This is a genomic window from Bacteroides sp. HF-4919 (assembly GCF_018860125.1).
The window spans coordinates 327584-347285 of sequence record NZ_JAHKNF010000006.1 but is presented as its reverse complement, the minus strand read 5'-3'; the positions used below and the strand labels follow the sequence as shown (position 1 = coordinate 347285).

General features: G+C 41.3%; 19 protein-coding genes. 6 read left to right on the top strand and 13 right to left on the bottom strand.

Annotation, left to right across the window (positions count from 1 at the left end):
* Window positions 1-7: 7 nt before the first annotated feature.
* From KO473_RS12805 to KO473_RS12780, 6 genes are all read right to left on the bottom strand, one after another.
* Window positions 8-562 carry a L,D-transpeptidase gene (locus KO473_RS12805; protein ID WP_005810551.1) on the bottom strand — a complete coding sequence of 185 codons (555 nt, stop codon included), beginning with the start codon at window positions 560-562 and terminating at the stop codon, window positions 8-10.
* Between the two features lie 10 nt (window positions 563-572).
* Complete coding sequence (locus KO473_RS12800; RefSeq protein WP_005810550.1) at window positions 573-3368, bottom strand: SH3 domain-containing protein; 2796 nt, start codon at window positions 3366-3368, stop codon at window positions 573-575.
* Window positions 3369-3395: 27 nt separating this feature from the next.
* The gene (locus tag KO473_RS12795) at window positions 3396-4985 is read right to left on the bottom strand and encodes an Hsp70 family protein (RefSeq protein ID WP_005775379.1); all 1590 of its coding nucleotides are present in this window, start codon (window positions 4983-4985) and stop codon (window positions 3396-3398) included.
* Between the two features lie 39 nt (window positions 4986-5024).
* The gene (gene grpE / locus KO473_RS12790) at window positions 5025-5873 is read right to left on the bottom strand and encodes a nucleotide exchange factor GrpE (RefSeq protein ID WP_005823306.1); all 849 of its coding nucleotides are present in this window, start codon (window positions 5871-5873) and stop codon (window positions 5025-5027) included.
* Between the two features lie 755 nt (window positions 5874-6628).
* Window positions 6629-7339, bottom strand: a complete 711-nt coding sequence (gene pyrH / locus KO473_RS12785) for a UMP kinase (RefSeq protein WP_005775381.1) — start codon at window positions 7337-7339, stop codon at window positions 6629-6631.
* Window positions 7340-7412: 73 nt separating this feature from the next.
* On the bottom strand, window positions 7413-8732 hold the full coding sequence (locus tag KO473_RS12780) for an MATE family efflux transporter (protein WP_005775382.1): 1320 nt from the start codon (window positions 8730-8732) through the stop codon (window positions 7413-7415).
* Between the two features lie 137 nt (window positions 8733-8869).
* Here KO473_RS12780 and KO473_RS12775 point away from each other — a divergent pair, with 137 nt between their 5' ends.
* Window positions 8870-9553: a lipopolysaccharide assembly protein LapB gene (locus KO473_RS12775; RefSeq protein ID WP_005810547.1), complete on the top strand. Its 684-nt coding sequence runs from the start codon at window positions 8870-8872 to the stop codon at window positions 9551-9553.
* A 23-nt stretch (window positions 9554-9576) separates the two neighbouring features.
* On the opposite strand, the gene KO473_RS12770 is transcribed toward KO473_RS12775, so the two are convergent.
* The 4 genes from KO473_RS12770 to KO473_RS12755 all read right to left on the bottom strand — a co-directional run bounded on the left by KO473_RS12770 (window position 9577) and on the right by KO473_RS12755 (window position 12426).
* Entirely contained in the window at window positions 9577-10890 is a 1314-nt protein-coding gene (locus KO473_RS12770; RefSeq protein ID WP_122130295.1) for a zinc-dependent metalloproteinase lipoprotein, read from the bottom strand.
* 69 nt (window positions 10891-10959) lie between these two features.
* The gene (locus KO473_RS12765; protein ID WP_122130294.1) at window positions 10960-11715 is read right to left on the bottom strand and encodes a biotin--[acetyl-CoA-carboxylase] ligase; all 756 of its coding nucleotides are present in this window, start codon (window positions 11713-11715) and stop codon (window positions 10960-10962) included.
* Window positions 11699-12055 (bottom strand): MmcQ/YjbR family DNA-binding protein, encoded by a 357-nt coding sequence (locus KO473_RS12760; protein ID WP_005823440.1) that lies wholly within the window; start codon window positions 12053-12055, stop codon window positions 11699-11701. Before KO473_RS12760 ends, KO473_RS12765 begins: the two co-directional genes overlap by 17 nt.
* A gap of 5 nt (window positions 12056-12060) precedes the next feature.
* Window positions 12061-12426 (bottom strand): YraN family protein, encoded by a 366-nt coding sequence (locus KO473_RS12755; protein ID WP_005810543.1) that lies wholly within the window; start codon window positions 12424-12426, stop codon window positions 12061-12063.
* Between the two features lie 82 nt (window positions 12427-12508).
* On the opposite strand from KO473_RS12755, the gene KO473_RS12750 reads away from it, so the two are divergent.
* Both KO473_RS12750 and KO473_RS12745 read left to right on the top strand, forming a co-directional pair.
* A complete protein-coding gene (locus KO473_RS12750; protein WP_005784731.1) occupies window positions 12509-12742 on the top strand; it encodes a hypothetical protein in 234 nt (77 codons plus the stop codon).
* Window positions 12743-12746: 4 nt separating this feature from the next.
* Window positions 12747-13184: a nucleoside deaminase gene (locus KO473_RS12745; protein ID WP_005775390.1), complete on the top strand. Its 438-nt coding sequence runs from the start codon at window positions 12747-12749 to the stop codon at window positions 13182-13184.
* Between the two features lie 12 nt (window positions 13185-13196).
* Here KO473_RS12745 and KO473_RS12740 read toward each other — a convergent pair whose 3' ends face one another.
* The 3 genes from KO473_RS12740 to KO473_RS12730 form a co-directional block, all read right to left on the bottom strand.
* Window positions 13197-13487 carry a DUF4834 family protein gene (locus KO473_RS12740; protein WP_005823438.1) on the bottom strand — a complete coding sequence of 97 codons (291 nt, stop codon included), beginning with the start codon at window positions 13485-13487 and terminating at the stop codon, window positions 13197-13199.
* 62 nt (window positions 13488-13549) lie between these two features.
* Window positions 13550-14260 carry a CDP-diacylglycerol--serine O-phosphatidyltransferase gene (gene pssA / locus KO473_RS12735; RefSeq protein WP_005823437.1) on the bottom strand — a complete coding sequence of 237 codons (711 nt, stop codon included), beginning with the start codon at window positions 14258-14260 and terminating at the stop codon, window positions 13550-13552.
* 10 nt (window positions 14261-14270) lie between these two features.
* The gene (locus KO473_RS12730) at window positions 14271-14957 is read right to left on the bottom strand and encodes a phosphatidylserine decarboxylase family protein (protein ID WP_005823436.1); all 687 of its coding nucleotides are present in this window, start codon (window positions 14955-14957) and stop codon (window positions 14271-14273) included.
* A gap of 163 nt (window positions 14958-15120) precedes the next feature.
* Here KO473_RS12730 and dnaE point away from each other — a divergent pair, with 163 nt between their 5' ends.
* From dnaE to KO473_RS12715, 3 genes are read left to right on the top strand one after another with little or no spacing between them, the layout of a single operon-like run.
* Window positions 15121-18915: a DNA polymerase III subunit alpha gene (gene dnaE / locus KO473_RS12725; protein ID WP_032530229.1), complete on the top strand. Its 3795-nt coding sequence runs from the start codon at window positions 15121-15123 to the stop codon at window positions 18913-18915.
* Window positions 18916-18974: 59 nt separating this feature from the next.
* Window positions 18975-19289: a thioredoxin gene (gene trxA, locus KO473_RS12720; RefSeq protein ID WP_005775395.1), complete on the top strand. Its 315-nt coding sequence runs from the start codon at window positions 18975-18977 to the stop codon at window positions 19287-19289.
* 26 nt (window positions 19290-19315) lie between these two features.
* Window positions 19316-19651 (top strand): hypothetical protein, encoded by a 336-nt coding sequence (locus KO473_RS12715; protein WP_005810535.1) that lies wholly within the window; start codon window positions 19316-19318, stop codon window positions 19649-19651.
* Window positions 19652-19702: the final 51 nt, after the last annotated feature.

Below are 19702 nucleotides of genomic sequence, written 5' to 3'. Positions count from 1 at the left end.
CAGTTTGTTATTTACTGGGTTTTATGTCTTTTACAGCAGGCGTGATGATAACAGTTGTCGGCACTCGGATTAAAGATACTAATTGCTCTAATTCTGAATTTTTGATTCGAATGCATCCTTCGGTCGCTCGGGTCCCAATAGATAATGGGTCGTGGGTGCCATGAATCCCAATTCCTTTATGTCCGGGTGTTTCTAACCGGATGAAATGATTACCGTATGCACCCTCTATTTCACCTTTCCCATCTCCAAAATCGTGTTTCCATTTAGAAGCATCTTGGATATCGATTATTTTAAAAGTTCCTTCAGGAGTTTTTAAATCTCCTTGTTTTTCCTTATTGCCATAATTCTTCCCACAAGCTATGTCGGCAGTGAATAATTCTTGGCCCTTATAGTCTATTAAGCGTAATTTCATTTCATCTTTTGAGATGAGAAGAATGTTCGCATTCTTAATTTGTGCCATTTGGGCAGTATGGTAGTAGTAGAAAGCTACTGCCATACCGCCTATAGAAAGGATAAATGTTAGATGCGATATTATTAGATACCGTATAATTTTCTTTTTCATTGTATTATGCTTAGTGTACAATTACTTGGCAGGAGAAGATTTTACTTCCCTCGTACCATATCTCGTACTGATAAGTACCTGGAGAATACACGTCACACTCTGGACTTCCCCAGCTTGTTAAATAAGAAACATTGTTATCAGCTCCGACAGCAGGTGTATATATACCATGCTTGTAAGTGTATCCGTTCGGCGAGTTCTTGTTGGCAATGAGTACACCATTGGGACGATAGATTTTGGCATACAATGTAATGTTTCTGGCCCCGTTTAGACTTGAATAAATAATCTTTGGTTTCAGGTATTGTAATTTATTTCCGTAAAGCGGCTTCCCATAATCTTCTAAAATGGTCCCTTTATCGTTTGAGTTGGCAAATAACATTGTTCGGATCTTGATGGGACACTCAACAGGTTTTGAAGAAACGGTTACAGCCTTTTCTGAATTGCCCTGAATTTGCACTCCGGTTGAATACAATAATTGTCCTTCGGACCAGAATTCTATCCGGTAAGTTCCAGAAGTGTACGCATCTCCGGTTGTATTTCCCCAACCGGCTAAATTAATATATCCGGATCTGTTTAGAGTTACTTTTTGTTCATTAGTATATCCGGAGGGTGATCCTGTTCCAGTCATTAAGTTCCCCTGTGGAGTGATAATTTTATATTTGATGACCGCTGAACTCTTCCCCGCAGGATTTTCATAGAAAATACGTGGAGACAAGTACTGAGTGGTGGTGGGGAGCTGTGTCCCAAATTGAGTAAGAACATTGTAACTTTTATCAGTGTTTCCAAAAAGTGCCTTCGTTATTTTTAGTCCGTTCTCGCTCTTTGTTTTTGACGGCTGCTGGTTGGTTGGGAGTTGAGGCGAGCGACTAACCGTAGCATTTGGGGTAGCATAGATAACTTTATATTTATCTGTTTTCCATGGATAATATTTAATATCTTTTATTTGGGCATTTTCTGTTGTTTGCTCTTGATATATAAAAACGGGAGTTTCGTCATCTGCAAACGAATAAATAGCCAGTACGCCTTCGTGTGTGGAGGTGTTGGATAAGATAAACGCAAATTCTGTAAACTTCGTATATCCGTTAGCCAGGCGGGGGTAAAGTACTGCGTTAGGTTTGACTTCTATGGGCTGTGCAAACAACTGCCATTGTCCCGTCCCTGTTTTATAGTTGTTTTTCTTTATAAAGTCTACGAGTGCCAGCCGACATTTTGCTGTCGGTGCTCCTTCCATAGCTTCTTTGCTTCCCCATAAGTTATTCAACAATTCAAAATCAGCCTTACTTAGGGTGTAATTGGTAGATACATATCCTTTTTTCTCATTGGCTTTAATGTATGACCATCCATCTCCTTCTTTTTGGTAAGTGATGAGCTCCGAACCATAGGGCAGAGATTGGATACGATTATATTCTACATTTGCATTTTTATCGGAACGTTGCAGCAAGCTGGATACGTATACATAGGTACGCTCTGCGTCCCGATCAATGGCCATAGGTTTATACCAATATTGATAGCCGCAAAAGCCTATGATAGCGGTGATAATCAGGAACGACCACAAACCTCCGTGCCCCTTTTTAGGCGGAACTGTAGATGTTCGTCGGTTAGATGGGGTTCTTGGAGGAGGCGGCGGCGTTACCCGTGACTGCGGGGGCGGGGTAGAGGCCCGGTATTGTTTGATTGTGAATGTGTACGTTGCAATTTGCAGATCATTCTCAAAGAACTCAATAATCCATTGGCCAGCGGAGAATACATTTCCAGACATACTTCCGAAGCCATTCAAGGGATATGCAGATCGGGAACCTGTGAGAGGGACATTGCCATACCACGTATAACCGGACTTGCTGTTGCTGGCTGTCATGAGTGTCCTGTCGGGAGCGTATAATTTGTACCATATATCTACACTGCTCCCTCCTCTTAATACTCGATAATCAATTCGAGGCTGTAAATAGCAGCTACGAGTATCGAGCTCGGCCTGATTCGAAGGAATGGGATCACCTTTTTCGTCAGTATTGGCAATTACCAATCCGGTTATTTCAATGGAAGGGGAGGTTTGCCGGGGAGGAGTTTGTGGTATTCTTTCCTGAGGGGCTCTTTCTTGTATCGGGTTTTCGCGGGTATATTTCGTCATGAACTTTTTGAAGTCCTCAAAAGTTTTAGAATCTTTTGTATAATATGTTTTGGCTATTCCACGAAAATCTTTGCTCCAGGTAATGATGTTTTTGTTATTGCTATGCAATTTGTCTGATGCGATTAGAATGGAGATATACTGCTCACATTCTTTTCGGGACGTTTCGTTAAATGTACCGTTTTTCCAGAAATTGGCTAAGAAACGGACAGCATTCCATTCATCTCGGTCCAGTTCATTCTGATTCTCGTATAACTGCGAATAAGTACTTGCCCATTTTTTGGCATTTTGTTTTAATATGATATTTTGAGATTCACTGTTGGCAGGTGTCTGAAGAGGAGCCGAAGAGCGGGGTGCAGAACTCTGATATAATTCCTTTAACGCATTTTGGAATACTAAAAATGTAGTTTCGTCTTTAGTGTAATATTTCCTGGCGATCGTACGAAACTCTTTACTCCATACAATAATTTCTTTATTATTGCTGTGTAATTTATCCGATTGTTCAAGAGTGCTTATCAGGTCCATGCATTCGCTGGTAGCATCCGGATCAAATTTTTTTCGCCAATAGTCGGCCAGTGTCTCTATAGCAGTCCATTCTGCTGTAGAGAGTTCTGTTTGTTTGCTTTTAAGAAATCGACAAGCTTCGTTCCACTTGCCGATTTCCAGTTTTAATAAAGTCTTATCCATTTATAGGGTTCTGCTTTGTTCTGTTTTTTACTCTACTGATGCTTTGTCGATGATTGCTTTTGATTTTCTGAGTTCTTCTTCACATTTTACACCGGTGATTTTGAGATCGAATTCAAGTTTATCATTTTCTACATAAGCTAATCCGTGCAAGATACCTTCCTGGTCAATCTGATATGTAACTGAAATTTGGGTACCTTGAGGCCAGTCTTTGCTCAGTTTAAGCGTATGGTCGTCAATTAGTGTGCAGAATCTTTCTTCCACGATACTTTCTGTTTCCATATTTGTGAAATCACTTTCAAATACTTTCACAGATACACCTCGTTGGTTAGGAATAGAAGTAGTAAAGGTTTCAATTCGTTTTGTGGGTAACGAACTATTTGCAAAAATGAGGTTTTGCACCATGCTTTGTCCTTCAATGATTACGTCGGTACCATATGTTTTACTGGTGACATTGACCACTGTGGTACGATCTCCACGGAGAGGAGCCGGTTTATCATCACTTTCTCCTTCTTCATAGTCGCGAACTGCTTGTGAATAGGCGGCATTCATAGCATAAATTGCCGCTCCTTTGGCTACACATTCATCCGGGTCGGTTAGTTTGGCATCACAATTGAATTCTTTATCTACCCGTTCCTTTATTTGTGGCATGCGGCTACTACCTCCCACCAACAGTATTTCATCAATATTATTGTAACCTTTTTCTTTGGCAATGGCAATGACCTTCTTGGTGGCATCAATCGTTTCGTCCAGTTTCCTTTCTGTCAGCGAATTGAATAACTCACGGCTAATTTCTATACGTGCGGAATTGCCTTCATATTGGTAAGTTGCTTTCGCTGTCTGCTTGGCTGTCAATACTTTTTTCTTGTCTTCTGCAAGTAATAACAACTCATATTTTAGGTCTAATCGGTCTTCGAACGAATAAGAAGTGTTATTTTGTTCGTTAAAAGCTGCCAGCATATATTCAGCTAATGCGGTATCCCAGTCTACTCCTCCTAAATGATGGTCTCCACCTGTGGCTATTACTTTAATGGCACCACCGTTCACATTAATCAGGGTAACGTCAAATGTTCCGCCTCCGAGGTCGTATACTAAAACCGTTTTTTTCTGATCTGTCTTTACACCGTAAGAGATCGCGGCAGCCGTAGGCTCATTGATGATAGAAAGTACATTTAAGCCGGCTATTTCTCCGGCCTGCTTGGTTTGCATACGCTCTTTGGTTCCAAAATAGGCCGGACAAGTGATAACGACATCTTTGATCGGTTCCGGATTATCTCCTAAATCGTTGGCATCTTTAACCAGCTTTTTTAAGATGAAAGCCGAGATTTCTGTTGGGTCGTAATGATAGGGAAATTCGTTTGTGTTTTTATCGAAACTGTCATCTACACCTATATGGCGTTTTATGAATACTGCCGTTTTGGTAGGTTCAGTGGCCAACATACCTTTGGCTTCTTTTCCTACGACAACATGGTCCATATCCTCAAAATATACAGCGGATGGAGTAGTGGCATCTCCTTCGAAATTGCGGAGAACAATGGCTTGGTCGAATTTATCTACTTGTGCAATGCAACTGTAGGTGGTACCTAAATCGATACCATATACACTTCTGGTATTGTCCATAGTTATTTATCTTTTTAGAGTTTTTTTTAGATGAGTTGATTATTCTGATTTTTTATATACAGTGACTGTTGAGGGTTGAAATATTTTGTTTGTGGTAGTATTTCGGAAGCCTCCGTAATGAAATTCTTTAATAGTGCCGGCCTGTTCCGGAGTATCAGTGATCACTGTCCGGATGGCTGTTTGCTCTTTAGGTGAATATGCGCTGCCTATGGTCGGTTCAAAATACTCTAAGTCGTATTCGTCTTCCAGAATATCTTGAATATGCAGTTTACAATTTTCCACTTCTCTCAATAATCTCGTATAAGTTTCAGGGGAACTCTTAGCTTCCGTATTTTCATAAAACCTATAAGTTTTCGTGAGTCGTTCATGCATTTTTATCATGTTTTTCAGAAGAGGTTTTACGATTTCCGCATGAAGATCCCGGTTATGACTTTGCAGTTCTTCATGAAGATCCTTAATGATTTTATCTTTGTAAGAAGAATCTTCCAATAGTTTTTTTAATGCATTTATTTGATCTCCGATTTGAGAAGGGAACGAGTGATCGGGATGCGTCGCAGGCTCTATGGAGCGTTCATCGTTTGGATTCCTATTCTCCAGGTTCTGCTGCCGTTCTTCAAGTTCTTTTGCTAATTTATCCAACTTTTCAGCACGTAGATTCAACTCTTCTTCTTTTTGTTGAAGCTCCTGGATTTTTAATTTCATTTCTTCTTCTTGTTCGGGAGAAAGTTGTTCCTGTTCATTGGGGGAGGATGTCTCCTCATCGGTAGCTGGAGAGGGAGTGTGATTGGGCATTCCGGTTGAGATTAATTGAGCAAGATTAGCTTCAAATTGGCTCATTCTTTCCAATAGCTCTTCCATTTTGTTATTTTTACTTTTGGGCCATTCCATGTTGTGTGTATTTATAGATTAATATATAGATTTTTATTTCTGGTTTTACATAAAGTATGAATACTTTTTATTAGATCAGATAACGAATAACTGTGTCTTTTTCAATCTTGTCTCGCAAATATATAGTTTGTAGTTGTGAAAATCAAACATATTGCTTTATAAAATTGTTGTAAAATGATTTTGTACCGGATATCCGGTACAAAATTGGAATTAGTAAAGAACCTCTTTGATTTATATTGATGATCGGTCATGTTTTTAGTACATTAATTTAATATTCTATATTGAATATCATTAATATGCTATTAAGGCAAAATAATGGAAAGTATGTTTCACTTGGTATTCATAAAACAATAGGTTCTCTTTGATTTATTCAAGTGTCTTTCCGGACGTATATCCGAGTATATCCTGTATGTATGCGCGGAATATATCCGGATGCATGTCCGGAGATCTGCCTCTTTTAATGAAAGAAACGGGTTGAAGACATGAAATTTTAAGAATCATATGCTTCTGTTTTAAGGTAAAAGAAAATACACTTCCTGAAAGGAGGCTGAATAAGAGGCTAAAAGAAGAACATTGTCATAGGATACCTTTTCATTATTATTTCCCGGAAGAGTTGCTGACTCGTGAACTGTTGGAGAAGGATGGGAAATTATCTGATGAAATGGAAACTGGAGAAGAAATATGAATGGGTTAATAAGTGAACGTATCCTGTCCACTTATTAACCCATTCGTATTTCTTCAGATTAGAGAATTGACTAATTGTGTACCAATGTGCCAATCTCTTCTCCTGTGATTACTTTTTTCAGGTTGCCTACCGTATCCATATCGAATACCACGATGGGCAGATTGTTTTCCTTGCACATACATGTAGCTGTGAGATCCATCACTTTCAATCCGCGTTTCAACACTTCGTCGTAAGTGATGGTGTCGAATTTTGTAGCAGTCGGGTCTTTTTCCGGGTCAGCAGTGTAGATACCGTCTACACGGGTGCCTTTCAGCATTACGTCTGCTTCTATCTCGATGCCGCGGAGGGAAGAGCCGGTATCGGTAGTGAAGAATGGATTTCCTGTTCCTGCCGACATGATCACGATTTCGCCGTTTTCCATACATTCGATGGCTTTCCATTTGCTGTAAAACTCACCGATGGGTTCCATACGTACTGCGGTCAGTACGCGTGCTTTCACCCCGGCAGCAACCAATGCCGAGCTGAGTGCAAGGCTGTTGATAACAGTGGCCAGCATTCCCATTTGGTCGCCTTTTACCCGATCGAAACCTTTATTGGCTCCGCTCAGTCCGCGGAAGATGTTGCCACCACCGATGACGATACCTATTTGTACGCCTTGTTCGTGAATCTCTTTGATTTGTGCGGCATATTCGGCCAATCGTTTTTCATCGATGCCATATTGCTTTTCTCCCATCAGGCTCTCACCGCTGAGCTTCAACAGGATTCTTTTGTATTTTGCCATACGAGTTGGTTGTTAATGATTTCTTTTTTTGCAAAGATAAACGAATAGTTTTAAAGCGAGATTCTTTTGAGAGTTATTTTTGTTGCATTATCTTTCTGGCGAGCAGTGCTTGTATGAATCCCCGTGAAGAGAGATAGACGATAAATGCCATCCATAGAGCATGGTTACCCATTGAGTTATGAAATGTGTAATAGATAATGAAGAAACTGGCCGAAGCTATAAACATGGAATAGAGCATTTGGCGTGTTGCAGTCGCACCAATGAAGATGCCGTCCCAAAGGAATGCCGAGAATCCGGCAAGAGGAATAGCCAATACCCAATAGAAATAGGTTTCTGCTTCATTGATAACAGACGCTTCGTTGGTGAGTAAGCCGAGAAATGATTGTCCTCCTATGCCATAAAGTAGGGTGAAAGCGATTGAAAGGCCGGTACCCCAGGCAAATAATCTGCGGACAGTGCGGTGAAGTTCCGTCCGGTTATCGGCACCTATATAGCGTCCTGCCAATGCTTCGCCTGCGTAAGCAAAACCATCCATGATATATGAGAACAGAGTAAAAAGTTGCATAAGTAGTGTGTTTACGGCCAGGACAACTTCTCCTTGTGCTGCTCCGGCAGAGGTAAAATACATCGTTACCGCCACCAGGCATAAAGTACGGAGAAAGATATCACGATTTACCTGGAAGAAACGATACATGGCCTGTCTTTGCAGCAGGCCTTTCCATTGGATGCGTTTTCGCAGTTGCCCATAATATCGGTGCCATAACAGGAATGCCATGAAAAAACCTGCATATTGGGCAATCAGAGTACCCAGCGCAACGCCTTCTACTTTCATACCCAACAGATAGACAAAGCATAGGCTGGCTGCGATGTTGACTATATTTTGAGTGATGGCGATGTACATCGGGAAACGGGAGTTTTGCATACCGATAAACCATCCGGCAAAGCCATAAAGCCCTAACATGGCGGGAGCACCCCAAATGCAGATATAGAAATAAAGTGTAGCAAGACGTTTCACTTCATCGGAGGTTTGGATAAAAGTAAATGCCGCTTTTAGTATGGGATATTGCAGAAGCATCAGGCAGAGAGCAATGAACAGTCCTACACCGACCGACCGTAATAGGAGTCGGGTCACTTCGTCAAGATCGCGCTTGCCGTATGCCTGAGAAGTCATTCCACTGGTACCCATCCGCAGAAAACCGAATATCCAATAAATGATATTAAACAGCATACCTCCCACGGCAATGGCACCAATGTAGGCTGCTGACCCCAGATGACCTACAATAGTAACATCGATCAGCCCCAATAACGGAACGGTTATATTGGAGATGATGGAAGGGACGGCTATTTGCAGAATCCGTCTGTTACCACTGCTGAGATGAAAGATTTTATCCATGGACGGGCAAAGTTACACGAAAAAAGGTGAATCTGAAAATGAAGAGAACAATAACGTTATTTAATTGGTTTTTAGCGACCGGTGAGTCGGAATAATTTCTATCTTTGTAGGAACCTAACTAAATAAGTATGAATAAGATGAAAGCTCTGACTTTATTTCTTTCCATGTTGTTTTCGCTTCCGTTTGCGCTTTCAGCACAATCGGCAGGAGAAATGCTGCAGAGAGTATCAGCCGCCATTGATAATAAACAGTGGGAACAAGCTATTAGTCTGTTCCGTCAGGCCGTGAATACGAATGTGGAAAAGGCCGAGATGTTTTACTGGGCCGGGGTGGATAAGAATACAGATGTAGCCTCGAAGTTTGCTAATGAGTTGGCTTCATTCTATAAGAAGTCACGCAGCTATGATAAGGCATACCTGTTTTATAAAGAATTGCTGCAAAAATCACCGAACGATGTGAACTGTTTAGCTTCTTGTGGTGAGATGGAGGTTTGCCGGGGTAAGGAAGCAGAAGCTTTGAAGACTTACGAGAAGATATTGACGCTGGATGCAGATAATCTGGCTGCTAATATCTTTGTCGGTAACTACTATTACCTGAAGGCTGAACAGGAAAAGCAGAAGATAGAGAATGATTATAAGAAAATAAACACTCCTACCCGGATGCAGTATGCCCGTTACCGGGAGGGACTCAGCCAGATACTTACTACCGGATATATAAAGGCAAAAGGATATTTAGAGAGGGTGGTCAGCCAGTTTCCTTCTACTGAAGCAAAGAAGACATTAGATAGAATAAAACTGATAGAAAAAGAGGTGAACAGATAGTAAGGCTGTTCACCTCTTTTTTCTTATCTTCTTATAAGTATTGGCAAATCCAAAGGACCTTCGGCTGCTGTGCGGGTTTGTGTCTGTCCTTTTTTCGGTCCCGGAATTAGTGGGCTGTAGGTCAGGACATGGCGGATACGGTTGCGCTGGTCATGGCTGAATTGGTCAGAATAGCTATATGCGTAATCCATGATGTTATGGGATGTAAATGTCTGATCGGTCATGCAATTTTCTCTTAAGGCGAGGGTAGACAAGGCATGTACTCCTAAAGCTAATTGAGTGTTTGACCACTGATCATAATATTCTTTATTGTATGTCGGAGTATCCTTACAATAATCCGAATCAATGCATCCGTCGTAAGTGCCGTTATCATCTTCGGAGAACACATGGTGCAGACCTAAATAATGACCTAATTCGTGAGCCATAGTAACGGTTACGTCTGCTGAGTTATATGAGTTTCCCGATGATTGTTCATTTATGTAAAGGCTGTTAATTGATACACAATAGGGAAACTTTAAATTATTTAGCGTCAAATAGGGACTTTCTACCGGATTGAGCCCTTCCAAAAAGGTACTGCCTTTGGTAGAAAAGGGAAGGTGGGCAATACCTAATGTTGTAAAGCCGGAATTGTCATTGGTAAAGTTGTAAATCATCACATTGATATACTGGTTAGGATCCCAAAGGTAACTTACATATTTTCGCGTATTGTCGGACATAAATGCATCGCAGTCGATGGGATAACTTTCCGGCCAAAGGGTGTATTCCACTCCCGGAGTAGTTAAATCTTTTCCGTCAGGACCCGTAGAGGCAAGTGTAAAAGTCAGGTTCATATCTACGCTTCCAATCTTGTTTTTATATAATTTGTTGACCGTTTTTAATATGTCAGTTAAACGGTCTGGACTAATGTACTGTTTGGGGTCGGAACTATTCTTATATAGCACGTGGAAGATTATGGGAAGTTCATAGTGGTACGCTTCGGGATCGGTTGAATGTCCAGCTGCCAATTGTGTGACGGTTATGACCTTTTTTATTCCACTGGAAGTTACCGCAATCGTTGCACTTCTTTCAGTCGTTTCAAGGTTAGTCTCTACAACAATGCCGAGTGGCTGATTACTTGCTCCCTTATTGGGTACGAGCTTGCACCAGGTTGAAGAACTTGCTGCTACCCACGAATCGCTGCTGGTGATATTTACGGTTAGAGTAACTCCATCGCTGTCAATATCTTGAAAAGATGACTCCGACAACTCAAGTTTTGAATTATTTTCGGTATTGGAGTCTTCACAACTGACAAACAGTAGTGTTAATATGGATATTAACAGTAGGCATCTGATTTTCATAAATTAAACGTTTTTATATTTAAAACAATATTGCAAAGGTAATGTTTTAAACTAAAAAAAGAAGAAGTATTATAAAATGTGCTGTACCTCTTTAAATACGTATCGGCGTATTTTGCCTGTATCGTCTTGCAAAACAAGATGACCGTCGGCTTCAACTTCTATGGTTCTGGCTATAAACTCTCCGTTCGCATCGGAATACTTATGCATACCCTTTTTTCGGAAAAGCGCCTTCTGATACCGGTGGGCTATATAAGTGTGCTCCCCTTTTTGAAGCAGGCTGTAATATTCTATAATTCGTTGCATAACTCCTGCCAATATTCTGGAGAGTTCGTAAGTTTGGCCGGTGATTTGTTTAAGTGATACAGGATTGGGGGCGGGGCTAAAAAACTCTTCCTGGTTAATATTGATACCAATCCCTGCAATGCTTTGGCTGATATGTACTCCCATCAAATCATTTTCAATCAATATTCCGCAGATTTTTCTTTCTTTCCAGTAGATATCGTTCGGCCATTTAATAGAGATATCTTTAATGTATGTGTCGAGTTCTTCCTTAATGGATAAAGAGATGATTTGAGATAGAAGAAATTGTCTGCGGATTTCTAAAGAAGTGGGATAAAGTACGAGGCTGAATATCAGATTCTTACCTTTCTCCGATTCCCAACTGTTTCCTCGCTGTCCTCTGCCCAAGGTTTGGTAGTTAGCTACTACCGTGGTTAGTTCACTGACATCTTGCTTATTGCACAGGTCGTTTAAATAATGATTGGTGGAGTCTGTCTCTTCGATATAAATCAAAGGTACAGGAAAAGACTCAGGGAAGGGCATCATATTCGGCACGTAGTTTTTTAGTGAATTTCTTCAATACTTCTTCGTAAGAATGGTCAATCAGCTGTTTTATCAATTTATCATCGGCATCCCGGTCAAAGAAAATCTGATTCCAGTATTTCTTGTTGAAATGATAAGCACCTTCGATGGCTGAATAATGTTCACGTAGTTCGATGGCATAATCAGGATTACATTTCAAAGCAATCATATTGGCTCCTTCCAAATCGATAAGTGCGAACATTTTATCCATCACTTTCAGTACAAGTGAGTATTCATCGAATGGGAGGCATTCGGTGACTGCTTTTTTCTGAAGACAGTATTCTCTGGCTAATTCTATATTCATACGATTTAAAATAATGGCGGGTAAAACGCCTCTTTTATATGTTCAATTCTGAAATTTCCTACTTTACCTACGACAGTAATAATATCAAATCTTACAGATGCGTCTATTTGGAAAAGCTTAATATATGTATCGGCTGCGATTACGGTTCGCCTGATTTTTTGTGGAGTAACAGCATCCTGAGGTAATGCAAAGTCCGTATCGGTACGTGTCTTTACTTCCACAATTATCAGTTCACCGTTTTTGGCTGCCACAATGTCCAGTTCCAGATGTCCTTTGCGCCAATTCCGATGACGAATGGTATATTCGTGCTGCTCCAGATATTGAACGGCAGCATCCTCTCCGGCCTTTCCTAACAGATTATGTTCTGCCATATACTTTTAGCATACTATTTTCTGCAAATTTACTCTTTTTATTCTTTGAAATTACAGAAGTAAAAGTAAATTTGCAAAGAATATGAGAAAGAGAGATAAAAAGTGTAATAAGGCAACTCCGGACGAACCTAAGCGGGAACGACGGATGAGCATATTGCTGAGCGAAGATGAGCAGCAGATTGTAGATCGTTATCTGGATAAGTATAAGATAACGAATAAATCGCGTTGGCTTCGTGAAACGATTCTCATGTTTATACATAAAAATATGGAGGAAGATTATCCGACTCTTTTTGGTGAACACGATATGCGGCGTTAAGATTATGTTGGACGATTCTTATTTTATGAAACAAGCTCTGGTTGAGGCTGCTAAGGCCGGCGAACGTGGAGAAGTCCCAGTGGGAGCAGTTGTCGTTTGCAAAGAACGGATCATTGCTCGTGCACACAATCTGACTGAAACATTGAATGACGTGACAGCCCATGCCGAAATGCAGGCTATTACTGCGGCAGCCAATGTCCTTGGAGGAAAATATCTGAATGAATGTACGTTGTATGTTACTGTAGAACCTTGTGTGATGTGTGCCGGTGCTATTGCCTGGGCACAAACTGGTAAATTGGTTTTTGGTGCTGAAGACGAAAAAAGGGGGTACCAGAGATATGCTCCAAAGTCCCTTCATCCCAAAACTGTAGTTGTCAAAGGGATACTCGCCGATGAATGTGCCAATCTGATGAAAAATTTTTTTGCGTCTAAAAGAAGGTGAATTTTTATATTATCAATCTTTTATCTCTTCATAATCCACATATTCTCCTTCATTGTCATCAAAAAGTTTTTTGTGCTTGTTAGCTCCGGTTTCAGTAATGATTTCCTCTTTATCGTTAGCTTGTGTCGGACGATAGTATCTTTGCCCCGAATTACTGTGTGTCGAATTCTGGCTTCCGGAACCGGAGGCAGATGAGCGTTTCCCCAGTCCGAAGATGGCTCTTAACACACTTCCTACAAGGGCCAGTCCGATAATGATAACGGCGATAACGATAATGAATAAAAATCCTAAAATGTGAAACATAGGCTATTTGTTTTATGCATTGTTTAAAATTTGTAGTACAACAAACGTGCCAGAAGGATTGTTTATTTATTTTTTCTTGTTAAAAGTGAAAGAATGATATACCATACAATAACCGCTGAGAATCCGCTGATACCCAAGAACAGCAACAGTGGAATGCAGACTATCAGGAATATGAAACTAATCTTATTGTCTTTCCAAGAAAGATTTTTAAATTTTAGGGAGAACATGGGGATCTCAGCTACCAGCAACCATGAAAAAAGCATTACCATTATAATAAGGTATATAACATTGCAGTGAGCAAGTAAGAATTCTTTGCCTCCTACAATAAGTGCACCCCAATATAAAGCGTTGGCAGGGACAGGAAGACCGATAAAGGAACTCGTTTGGCGTTCGTCTACATTAAAGTTGGCCAAACGGAGAGCTGAGAATATCGAAATAAGAAAAGCCAGATAAGGAATATACTCTTTTACGCCTGCCAGAAAGTCGGGATACATAAGTCCGGGTTCTTTCATGAATGAAAAAACAAGTATGGCCGGAGCTACGCCGAAACTGACATCATCGGCCAAAGAGTCCAATTCTTTACCAATAGGAGAGTAGGCATGAAGCAAACGTGCCAACATACCATCGAAAAAATCGAAGACAGCACTCAAGATGATAAAAGTGACAGCCAATTCGTATTTGGCTTCAAAGGCCATAACACAAGCAATGCATCCTGAAAAGAGATTCAGGCAGGTCACTGTGTTGGGTATATGGCGGATAATAGCATTTGCCATTGTTCGTTTTTTATTTTAATTTGGCGATAACGGTTTGGTTACCGGTTGTCAATTGTCCCATACTAACACAAATCTCAGTGCCCAATGGCAGATATACATCTACACGGGAACCAAATTTAATAAAGCCCAGATGTTCGTCAATATAACATTCCTCACCCGGCTCGGCATATGTTACGATGCGGCGTGCCATTGCACCGGCTATTTGCCGTGCCATGACCTCTACACCCTCGGGAGTTTCAATAACAACCATTGAACGCTCGTTCTCTGTGCTGGCTTTCGGAAGCCATGCTTTCATGAACTTGCCGTTTTCGTGAGAGACTTTTTTGACGACTCCATCCACCGGGTACCAATTGGCATGTACGTTTAGAATGCTCATGAAAATGGATACCATGATCCGGCGGTCATGAAAGTATTCATGTTCGTCTACCTCTTCAATAACTACGATTTTCCCATCGGCCGGTGCAACTACGATCCTTTCAGTATCTTGTCCGAACAGGCGGATCGGGCAACGGAAAAAGTTAACCATCAACAGATAGACTATAACACTGACCAGAGCCATCAGGTAGAATGGTATTTTACAATCAATTCCCCAGTAAAGGGCTGCATTTATAATTAGTAGCAGAAAAAAGCTACCCCATAAAATATGTGTTCCTTCACGGTGAATTCTTATCTTTTTTAATTTTTTAAGTCGACCCATTTGCGCTATTTAATGATAATTATCCGCAAAAGTATACTTATTTTAAAAATCCAGCAAGCATTTGCAGATAGAAATGACTTATGTTGATAACTTTTTGGAGTTTATCTTTGTTAGTAGCTACAGACATTGTAATTTTATGGCTTCAAATTATCAACCTATAACTATGCAGGATTTCGTTCATTTACACGTCCATACGCAATATTCTCTTCTGGATGGTCAAGCCAGTGTCAGTGCGCTTGTCGATAAGGCCATAAAGGATGGAATGAAAGGTATTGCCGTTACGGACCATGGAAACATGTTCGCCATCAAAGAGTTTACGAACTATGTGAATAAGAAAAACGGGGGGCCGAAAGGAGAAATCAAGGACCTGAAGAAACGGATTGCAGCCATTGAGGCCGGTGAAGTGGACTGTGCGGATAAAGAGGCTGAGATTGCTGATTGTAAAGCTAAAATAGTGGAGGCGGAGGGGCGGTTGTTCAAGCCCATTATCGGTTGCGAAATGTACGTGGCCCGCCGGACTATGGATAAAAAGGAAGGAAAACCCGATCAAAGCGGGTACCACCTGATTGTGCTCGCCAAAAACGAGAAGGGGTATCATAACCTGATCAAATTGGTTTCACGTGCATGGACCAAAGGCTATTATATGCGCCCCCGTACAGACAGGAATGAATTGGAGAAATATCATGAGGGCTTGATTATCTGTTCGGCATGTTTGGGTGGTGAAGTTCCCAAAAAGATAACTCAGGGATTGTTGGCGGAGGCAGAGGAAGCTATTCAATGGTATAAGAATCTGTTTGGGGACGATTATTATCTGGAAATGCAGCGTCATAAAGCAACGGTGCCGAAAGCTAATCATGAAGCATATCCATTGCAGGTGAATGTAAATAAGCATTTGATAGAATACGCCAAAAAGTATAATGTCAAGTTGATTTGTACAAATGATGTTCATTTTGTCAACGAAGAGCATGCTGAAGCCCATGACCGGCTAATCTGTCTGAGTACGGGAAAAGACCTTGATGATCCCAACCGGATGTATTACACTAAGCAGGAATGGATGAAAACGAAAGCAGAGATGAACGAGCTCTTTGCCGACGTGCCTGAAGCATTAAGTAATACTTTAGAAATTCTGGATAAGGTAGAATATTATTCGATCGATCATGCACCGATTATGCCTACTTTTGCTATTCCGGAGGATTTCGGAACAGAAGAAGGGTATCGGCAAAAATATACGGAAAAGGATCTTTTTGATGAATTCACTCAAGACGAAAATGGCAACGTGGTGTTGAGTGAAGAAGCAGCTAAAGATAAAATAAAACGTTTGGGAGGATATGATAAACTGTATCGTATCAAGTTGGAGGCCGATTACCTGAAGAAGTTGACTTTCGACGGAGCCAAGAAGTTTTATGGCGATCCGTTGTCACCGGAAGTAAAGGAACGCTTGGTCTTTGAGTTACATATTATGAAGACGATGGGTTTTCCGGGCTACTTCCTCATTGTGCAGGACTTCATTGCTGCCGGACGTAATATGGGGGTATCCATTGGACCGGGACGTGGTTCGGCTGCTGGGTCAGCCGTGGCCTATTGTTTGCAGATCACCAAAATAGACCCTATTAAATACGATTTGCTGTTTGAGCGTTTTCTGAATCCCGACCGTATTTCATTGCCGGATATTGATATTGACTTCGATGACGATGGTCGTGGCGAAGTGCTTCGTTGGGTGACGGAGAAGTATGGGCAGGAGAAGGTAGCACATATCATTACATATGGTACTATGGCAACAAAGCTGGCTATCAAAGATGTTGCACGTGTACAAAAGCTTCCGCTTGCCGAATCGGATCGTTTGGCCAAACTGGTTCCTGATAAAATTCCTGATAAAAAACTGAACTTAAAGAATGCCATAGAATATGTGCCCGAATTGCAGGCTGCCGAAGCGTCACCTGATCCATTGGTAAGGGATACGATGAAATATGCCAAAATGCTTGAGGGAAACGTGCGGGGAACCGGTGTACATGCCTGTGGTACCATTATTTGCCGTGATGATATTACTGACTGGGTGCCGGTCAGTACGGCTGATGATAAGGAGACCGGCGAAAAGATGCTGGTTACCCAATATGAAGGTTCGGTGATTGAAGATACCGGACTGATTAAGATGGACTTTCTGGGGCTGAAGACTTTGTCTATTATCAAAGAAGCCGTCGAAAACATCCGTCTGAGTAAAGGCATGGAGCTGGATATTGATTCTATTTCAATTGAGGATCCTGCAACTTATAAACTTTATAGTGATGGACGGACTATCGGTACATTCCAGTTTGAATCTGCCGGTATGCAGAAATACTTACGTGAGTTGCAGCCGTCTACTTTTGAGGATCTGATCGCGATGAATGCCCTTTATCGTCCGGGTCCAATGGACTATATTCCTGACTTTATCGACCGTAAACATGGACGTAAGCCTATTGAATATGACATTCCTGTCATGGAGAAATACCTGAAGGATACGTATGGAATTACGGTTTATCAGGAACAGGTCATGCTTCTGTCACGCCTTTTAGCCGATTTTACCCGTGGGGAGTCGGATGCCCTCCGTAAAGCGATGGGTAAGAAACTGCGTGATAAGCTGGATCACATGAAACCTAAGTTTGTTGAAGGTGGAAGGAAAAACGGCCATGATCCGAAGGTACTTGAGAAAATCTGGGCGGACTGGGAGAAGTTTGCTTCGTATGCGTTCAATAAATCACATGCTACCTGTTATTCCTGGGTTGCATACCAGACAGCATACCTGAAGGCTAACTATCCGGCTGAATATATGGCAGCTGTCATGAGCCGAAGTTTGTCGAATATTACTGATATCACCAAACTGATGGACGAGTGCAAAGCAATGGGAGTGCAGACGCTTGGTCCGGATGTGAACGAAAGTAACCTGAAGTTTACGGCAAACCGGAATGGAAATATCCGCTTCGGGCTGGGGGCTGTAAAGGGAGTAGGTGAAGCTGCTGTGCAAAGCATCATGGAGGAACGAAGGGAAAATGGTCCTTTTAAAGGTATTTTCGACTTCGTTCAGCGTGTCAATTTGAATGCTTGTAATAAGAAGAATATGGAGTGTCTGGCTCTTGCGGGCGGATTCGATAGTTTTCCTGAGCTGAAACGTGAACAGTATTTTGCGGTGAATGCCAAAGGCGAAACTTTTCTTGAAACATTGATGCGTTATGGTAACCGTTATCAGGCGGATAAAGCTGCTGCCGTTAATTCATTATTCGGAGGAGACAATGTGATTGACATAGCGACTCCCGAAATTCTTCCGGCAGAACGTTGGAATGATTTGGAGAGGTTAAATAAAGAAAGAGAATTGGTCGGTATCTACTTGTCGGCTCATCCGCTTGATGAATATGCCATTGTGTTGGAACATGTATGCAATACCCGTATGATCGAACTTGATGATAAAGCTGCTTTGGCAGGAAGAGAAATAACGATGGGAGGTATTGTTACCAGCGTGCGTCGAGGTATAAGTAAGAATGGTAATCCTTATGGCATAGCCAAAATAGAAGATTACTCCGGTTCTGCCGAGATACCTTTCTTCGGAAACGATTGGGTTACTTTTCAAGGCTATTTAGGTGAAGGGACTTTTCTGTTTATCAAAGCTCGTTGCCAGCCTAAACAATGGCGTCCCGATGAACTTGATATTAAGATTACTTCGATGGAATTGCTGCCCGACGTCAAGGAACAACTGGTAGAGAAGATCACAATTCTGATTCCGCTTGCCGAACTTAATTCGAACTTGGTTACGGAACTTGCCACTTTGACGAAAGAGTCTCCAGGAAATACAGAACTTTATTTTAAGGTAACAGATACGGATGGAAAGATGTATGTAGACTTGATTTCTCGTCCCGTTAAACTTTCGGTAGGTAGAGAATTAATTTCCTATTTAAAGGAACGTCCCGAACTTGCGTTTCATATAAATTGATTATCTTTGCCCCATAACAGTGATGGATACTTAATAACTAACAATTAATAATTAAAGAAATGGCTTTAGAGATTACTGACAACAACTTTAAGGAAATCCTTGCAAAAGGAACACCGGTTGTTATTGACTTTTGGGCTCCCTGGTGCGGGCCTTGTAAGATGGTAGGTCCTATCATCGACGAGTTAGCTAAAGAATATGAAGGAAGAGTGATTATGGGTAAGTGTGATGTAGATGAAAACTCTGATCTTCCTGCAGAATTCGGTATTCGTAACATTCCTACGGTGCTTTTCTTCAAAGACGGAGCATTAGTGGATAAACAAGTCGGTGCCGTAGCTAAACCTGCATTCGTAGAGAAAGTTGAGAAATTATTATAATATACTTTCATTAAAAATATTTGTTTATGGGACTGGAAGACGATTTTTTATTAAGTGATGCCGATGATGAAAAGACCATCGAGTTCATCCGGAACTATTTGCCTCAGGAGTTGAAGGATAAATTCTCAGAAGACGAGTTATATTATTTCCTCGATCTGATCGATGAGTATTACTCTGAAAGCGGAATCCTTGATGCTCAGCCCGATGCTGACGGTTATGTAGACATCGATCTGGAGCAGGTAGTGGAATATATCGTGCAAGAAGCCAAGAAAGATGAAGTGGGTGAATACGACCCGGAAGAAATCTTGTTTGTGGTGCAGGGAGAAATGGAATACGGAAATTCTCTGGGACAGGTGGAATAAGCCAGTCTTCGTAAACCAAAAGATAAAGAGCGTGCAGAAACACTTCTGCAC

What these genes read in the sequence shown, in the direction of transcription:
- KO473_RS12765 (WP_122130294.1), bottom strand. Translation starts at nt 11,715, where the DNA reads ATGATGCCCTTCCCTGAGTCTTTTCCTGTACCTTTGATTTATATCGAA.
- KO473_RS12745 (WP_005775390.1), top strand. Translation starts at nt 12,747, where the DNA reads ATGTTGGACGATTCTTATTTTATGAAACAAGCTCTGGTTGAGGCTGCT.
- KO473_RS12780 (WP_005775382.1), bottom strand. Translation starts at nt 8,732, where the DNA reads ATGGATAAAATCTTTCATCTCAGCAGTGGTAACAGACGGATTCTGCAA.
- KO473_RS12715 (WP_005810535.1), top strand. Translation starts at nt 19,316, where the DNA reads ATGGGACTGGAAGACGATTTTTTATTAAGTGATGCCGATGATGAAAAG.
- trxA (WP_005775395.1), top strand. Translation starts at nt 18,975, where the DNA reads ATGGCTTTAGAGATTACTGACAACAACTTTAAGGAAATCCTTGCAAAA.
- KO473_RS12730 (WP_005823436.1), bottom strand. Translation starts at nt 14,957, where the DNA reads ATGGGTCGACTTAAAAAATTAAAAAAGATAAGAATTCACCGTGAAGGA.
- KO473_RS12795 (WP_005775379.1), bottom strand. Translation starts at nt 4,985, where the DNA reads ATGGACAATACCAGAAGTGTATATGGTATCGATTTAGGTACCACCTAC.
- pyrH (WP_005775381.1), bottom strand. Translation starts at nt 7,339, where the DNA reads ATGGCAAAATACAAAAGAATCCTGTTGAAGCTCAGCGGTGAGAGCCTG.
- dnaE (WP_032530229.1), top strand. Translation starts at nt 15,121, where the DNA reads ATGCAGGATTTCGTTCATTTACACGTCCATACGCAATATTCTCTTCTG.
- grpE (WP_005823306.1), bottom strand. Translation starts at nt 5,873, where the DNA reads ATGGAATGGCCCAAAAGTAAAAATAACAAAATGGAAGAGCTATTGGAA.
- KO473_RS12770 (WP_122130295.1), bottom strand. Translation starts at nt 10,890, where the DNA reads ATGAAAATCAGATGCCTACTGTTAATATCCATATTAACACTACTGTTT.
- KO473_RS12775 (WP_005810547.1), top strand. Translation starts at nt 8,870, where the DNA reads ATGAAAGCTCTGACTTTATTTCTTTCCATGTTGTTTTCGCTTCCGTTT.
- pssA (WP_005823437.1), bottom strand. Translation starts at nt 14,260, where the DNA reads ATGGCAAATGCTATTATCCGCCATATACCCAACACAGTGACCTGCCTG.
- KO473_RS12750 (WP_005784731.1), top strand. Translation starts at nt 12,509, where the DNA reads ATGAGAAAGAGAGATAAAAAGTGTAATAAGGCAACTCCGGACGAACCT.
- KO473_RS12740 (WP_005823438.1), bottom strand. Translation starts at nt 13,487, where the DNA reads ATGTTTCACATTTTAGGATTTTTATTCATTATCGTTATCGCCGTTATC.
- KO473_RS12760 (WP_005823440.1), bottom strand. Translation starts at nt 12,055, where the DNA reads ATGAATATAGAATTAGCCAGAGAATACTGTCTTCAGAAAAAAGCAGTC.
- KO473_RS12800 (WP_005810550.1), bottom strand. Translation starts at nt 3,368, where the DNA reads ATGGATAAGACTTTATTAAAACTGGAAATCGGCAAGTGGAACGAAGCT.
- KO473_RS12805 (WP_005810551.1), bottom strand. Translation starts at nt 562, where the DNA reads ATGAAAAAGAAAATTATACGGTATCTAATAATATCGCATCTAACATTT.
- KO473_RS12755 (WP_005810543.1), bottom strand. Translation starts at nt 12,426, where the DNA reads ATGGCAGAACATAATCTGTTAGGAAAGGCCGGAGAGGATGCTGCCGTT.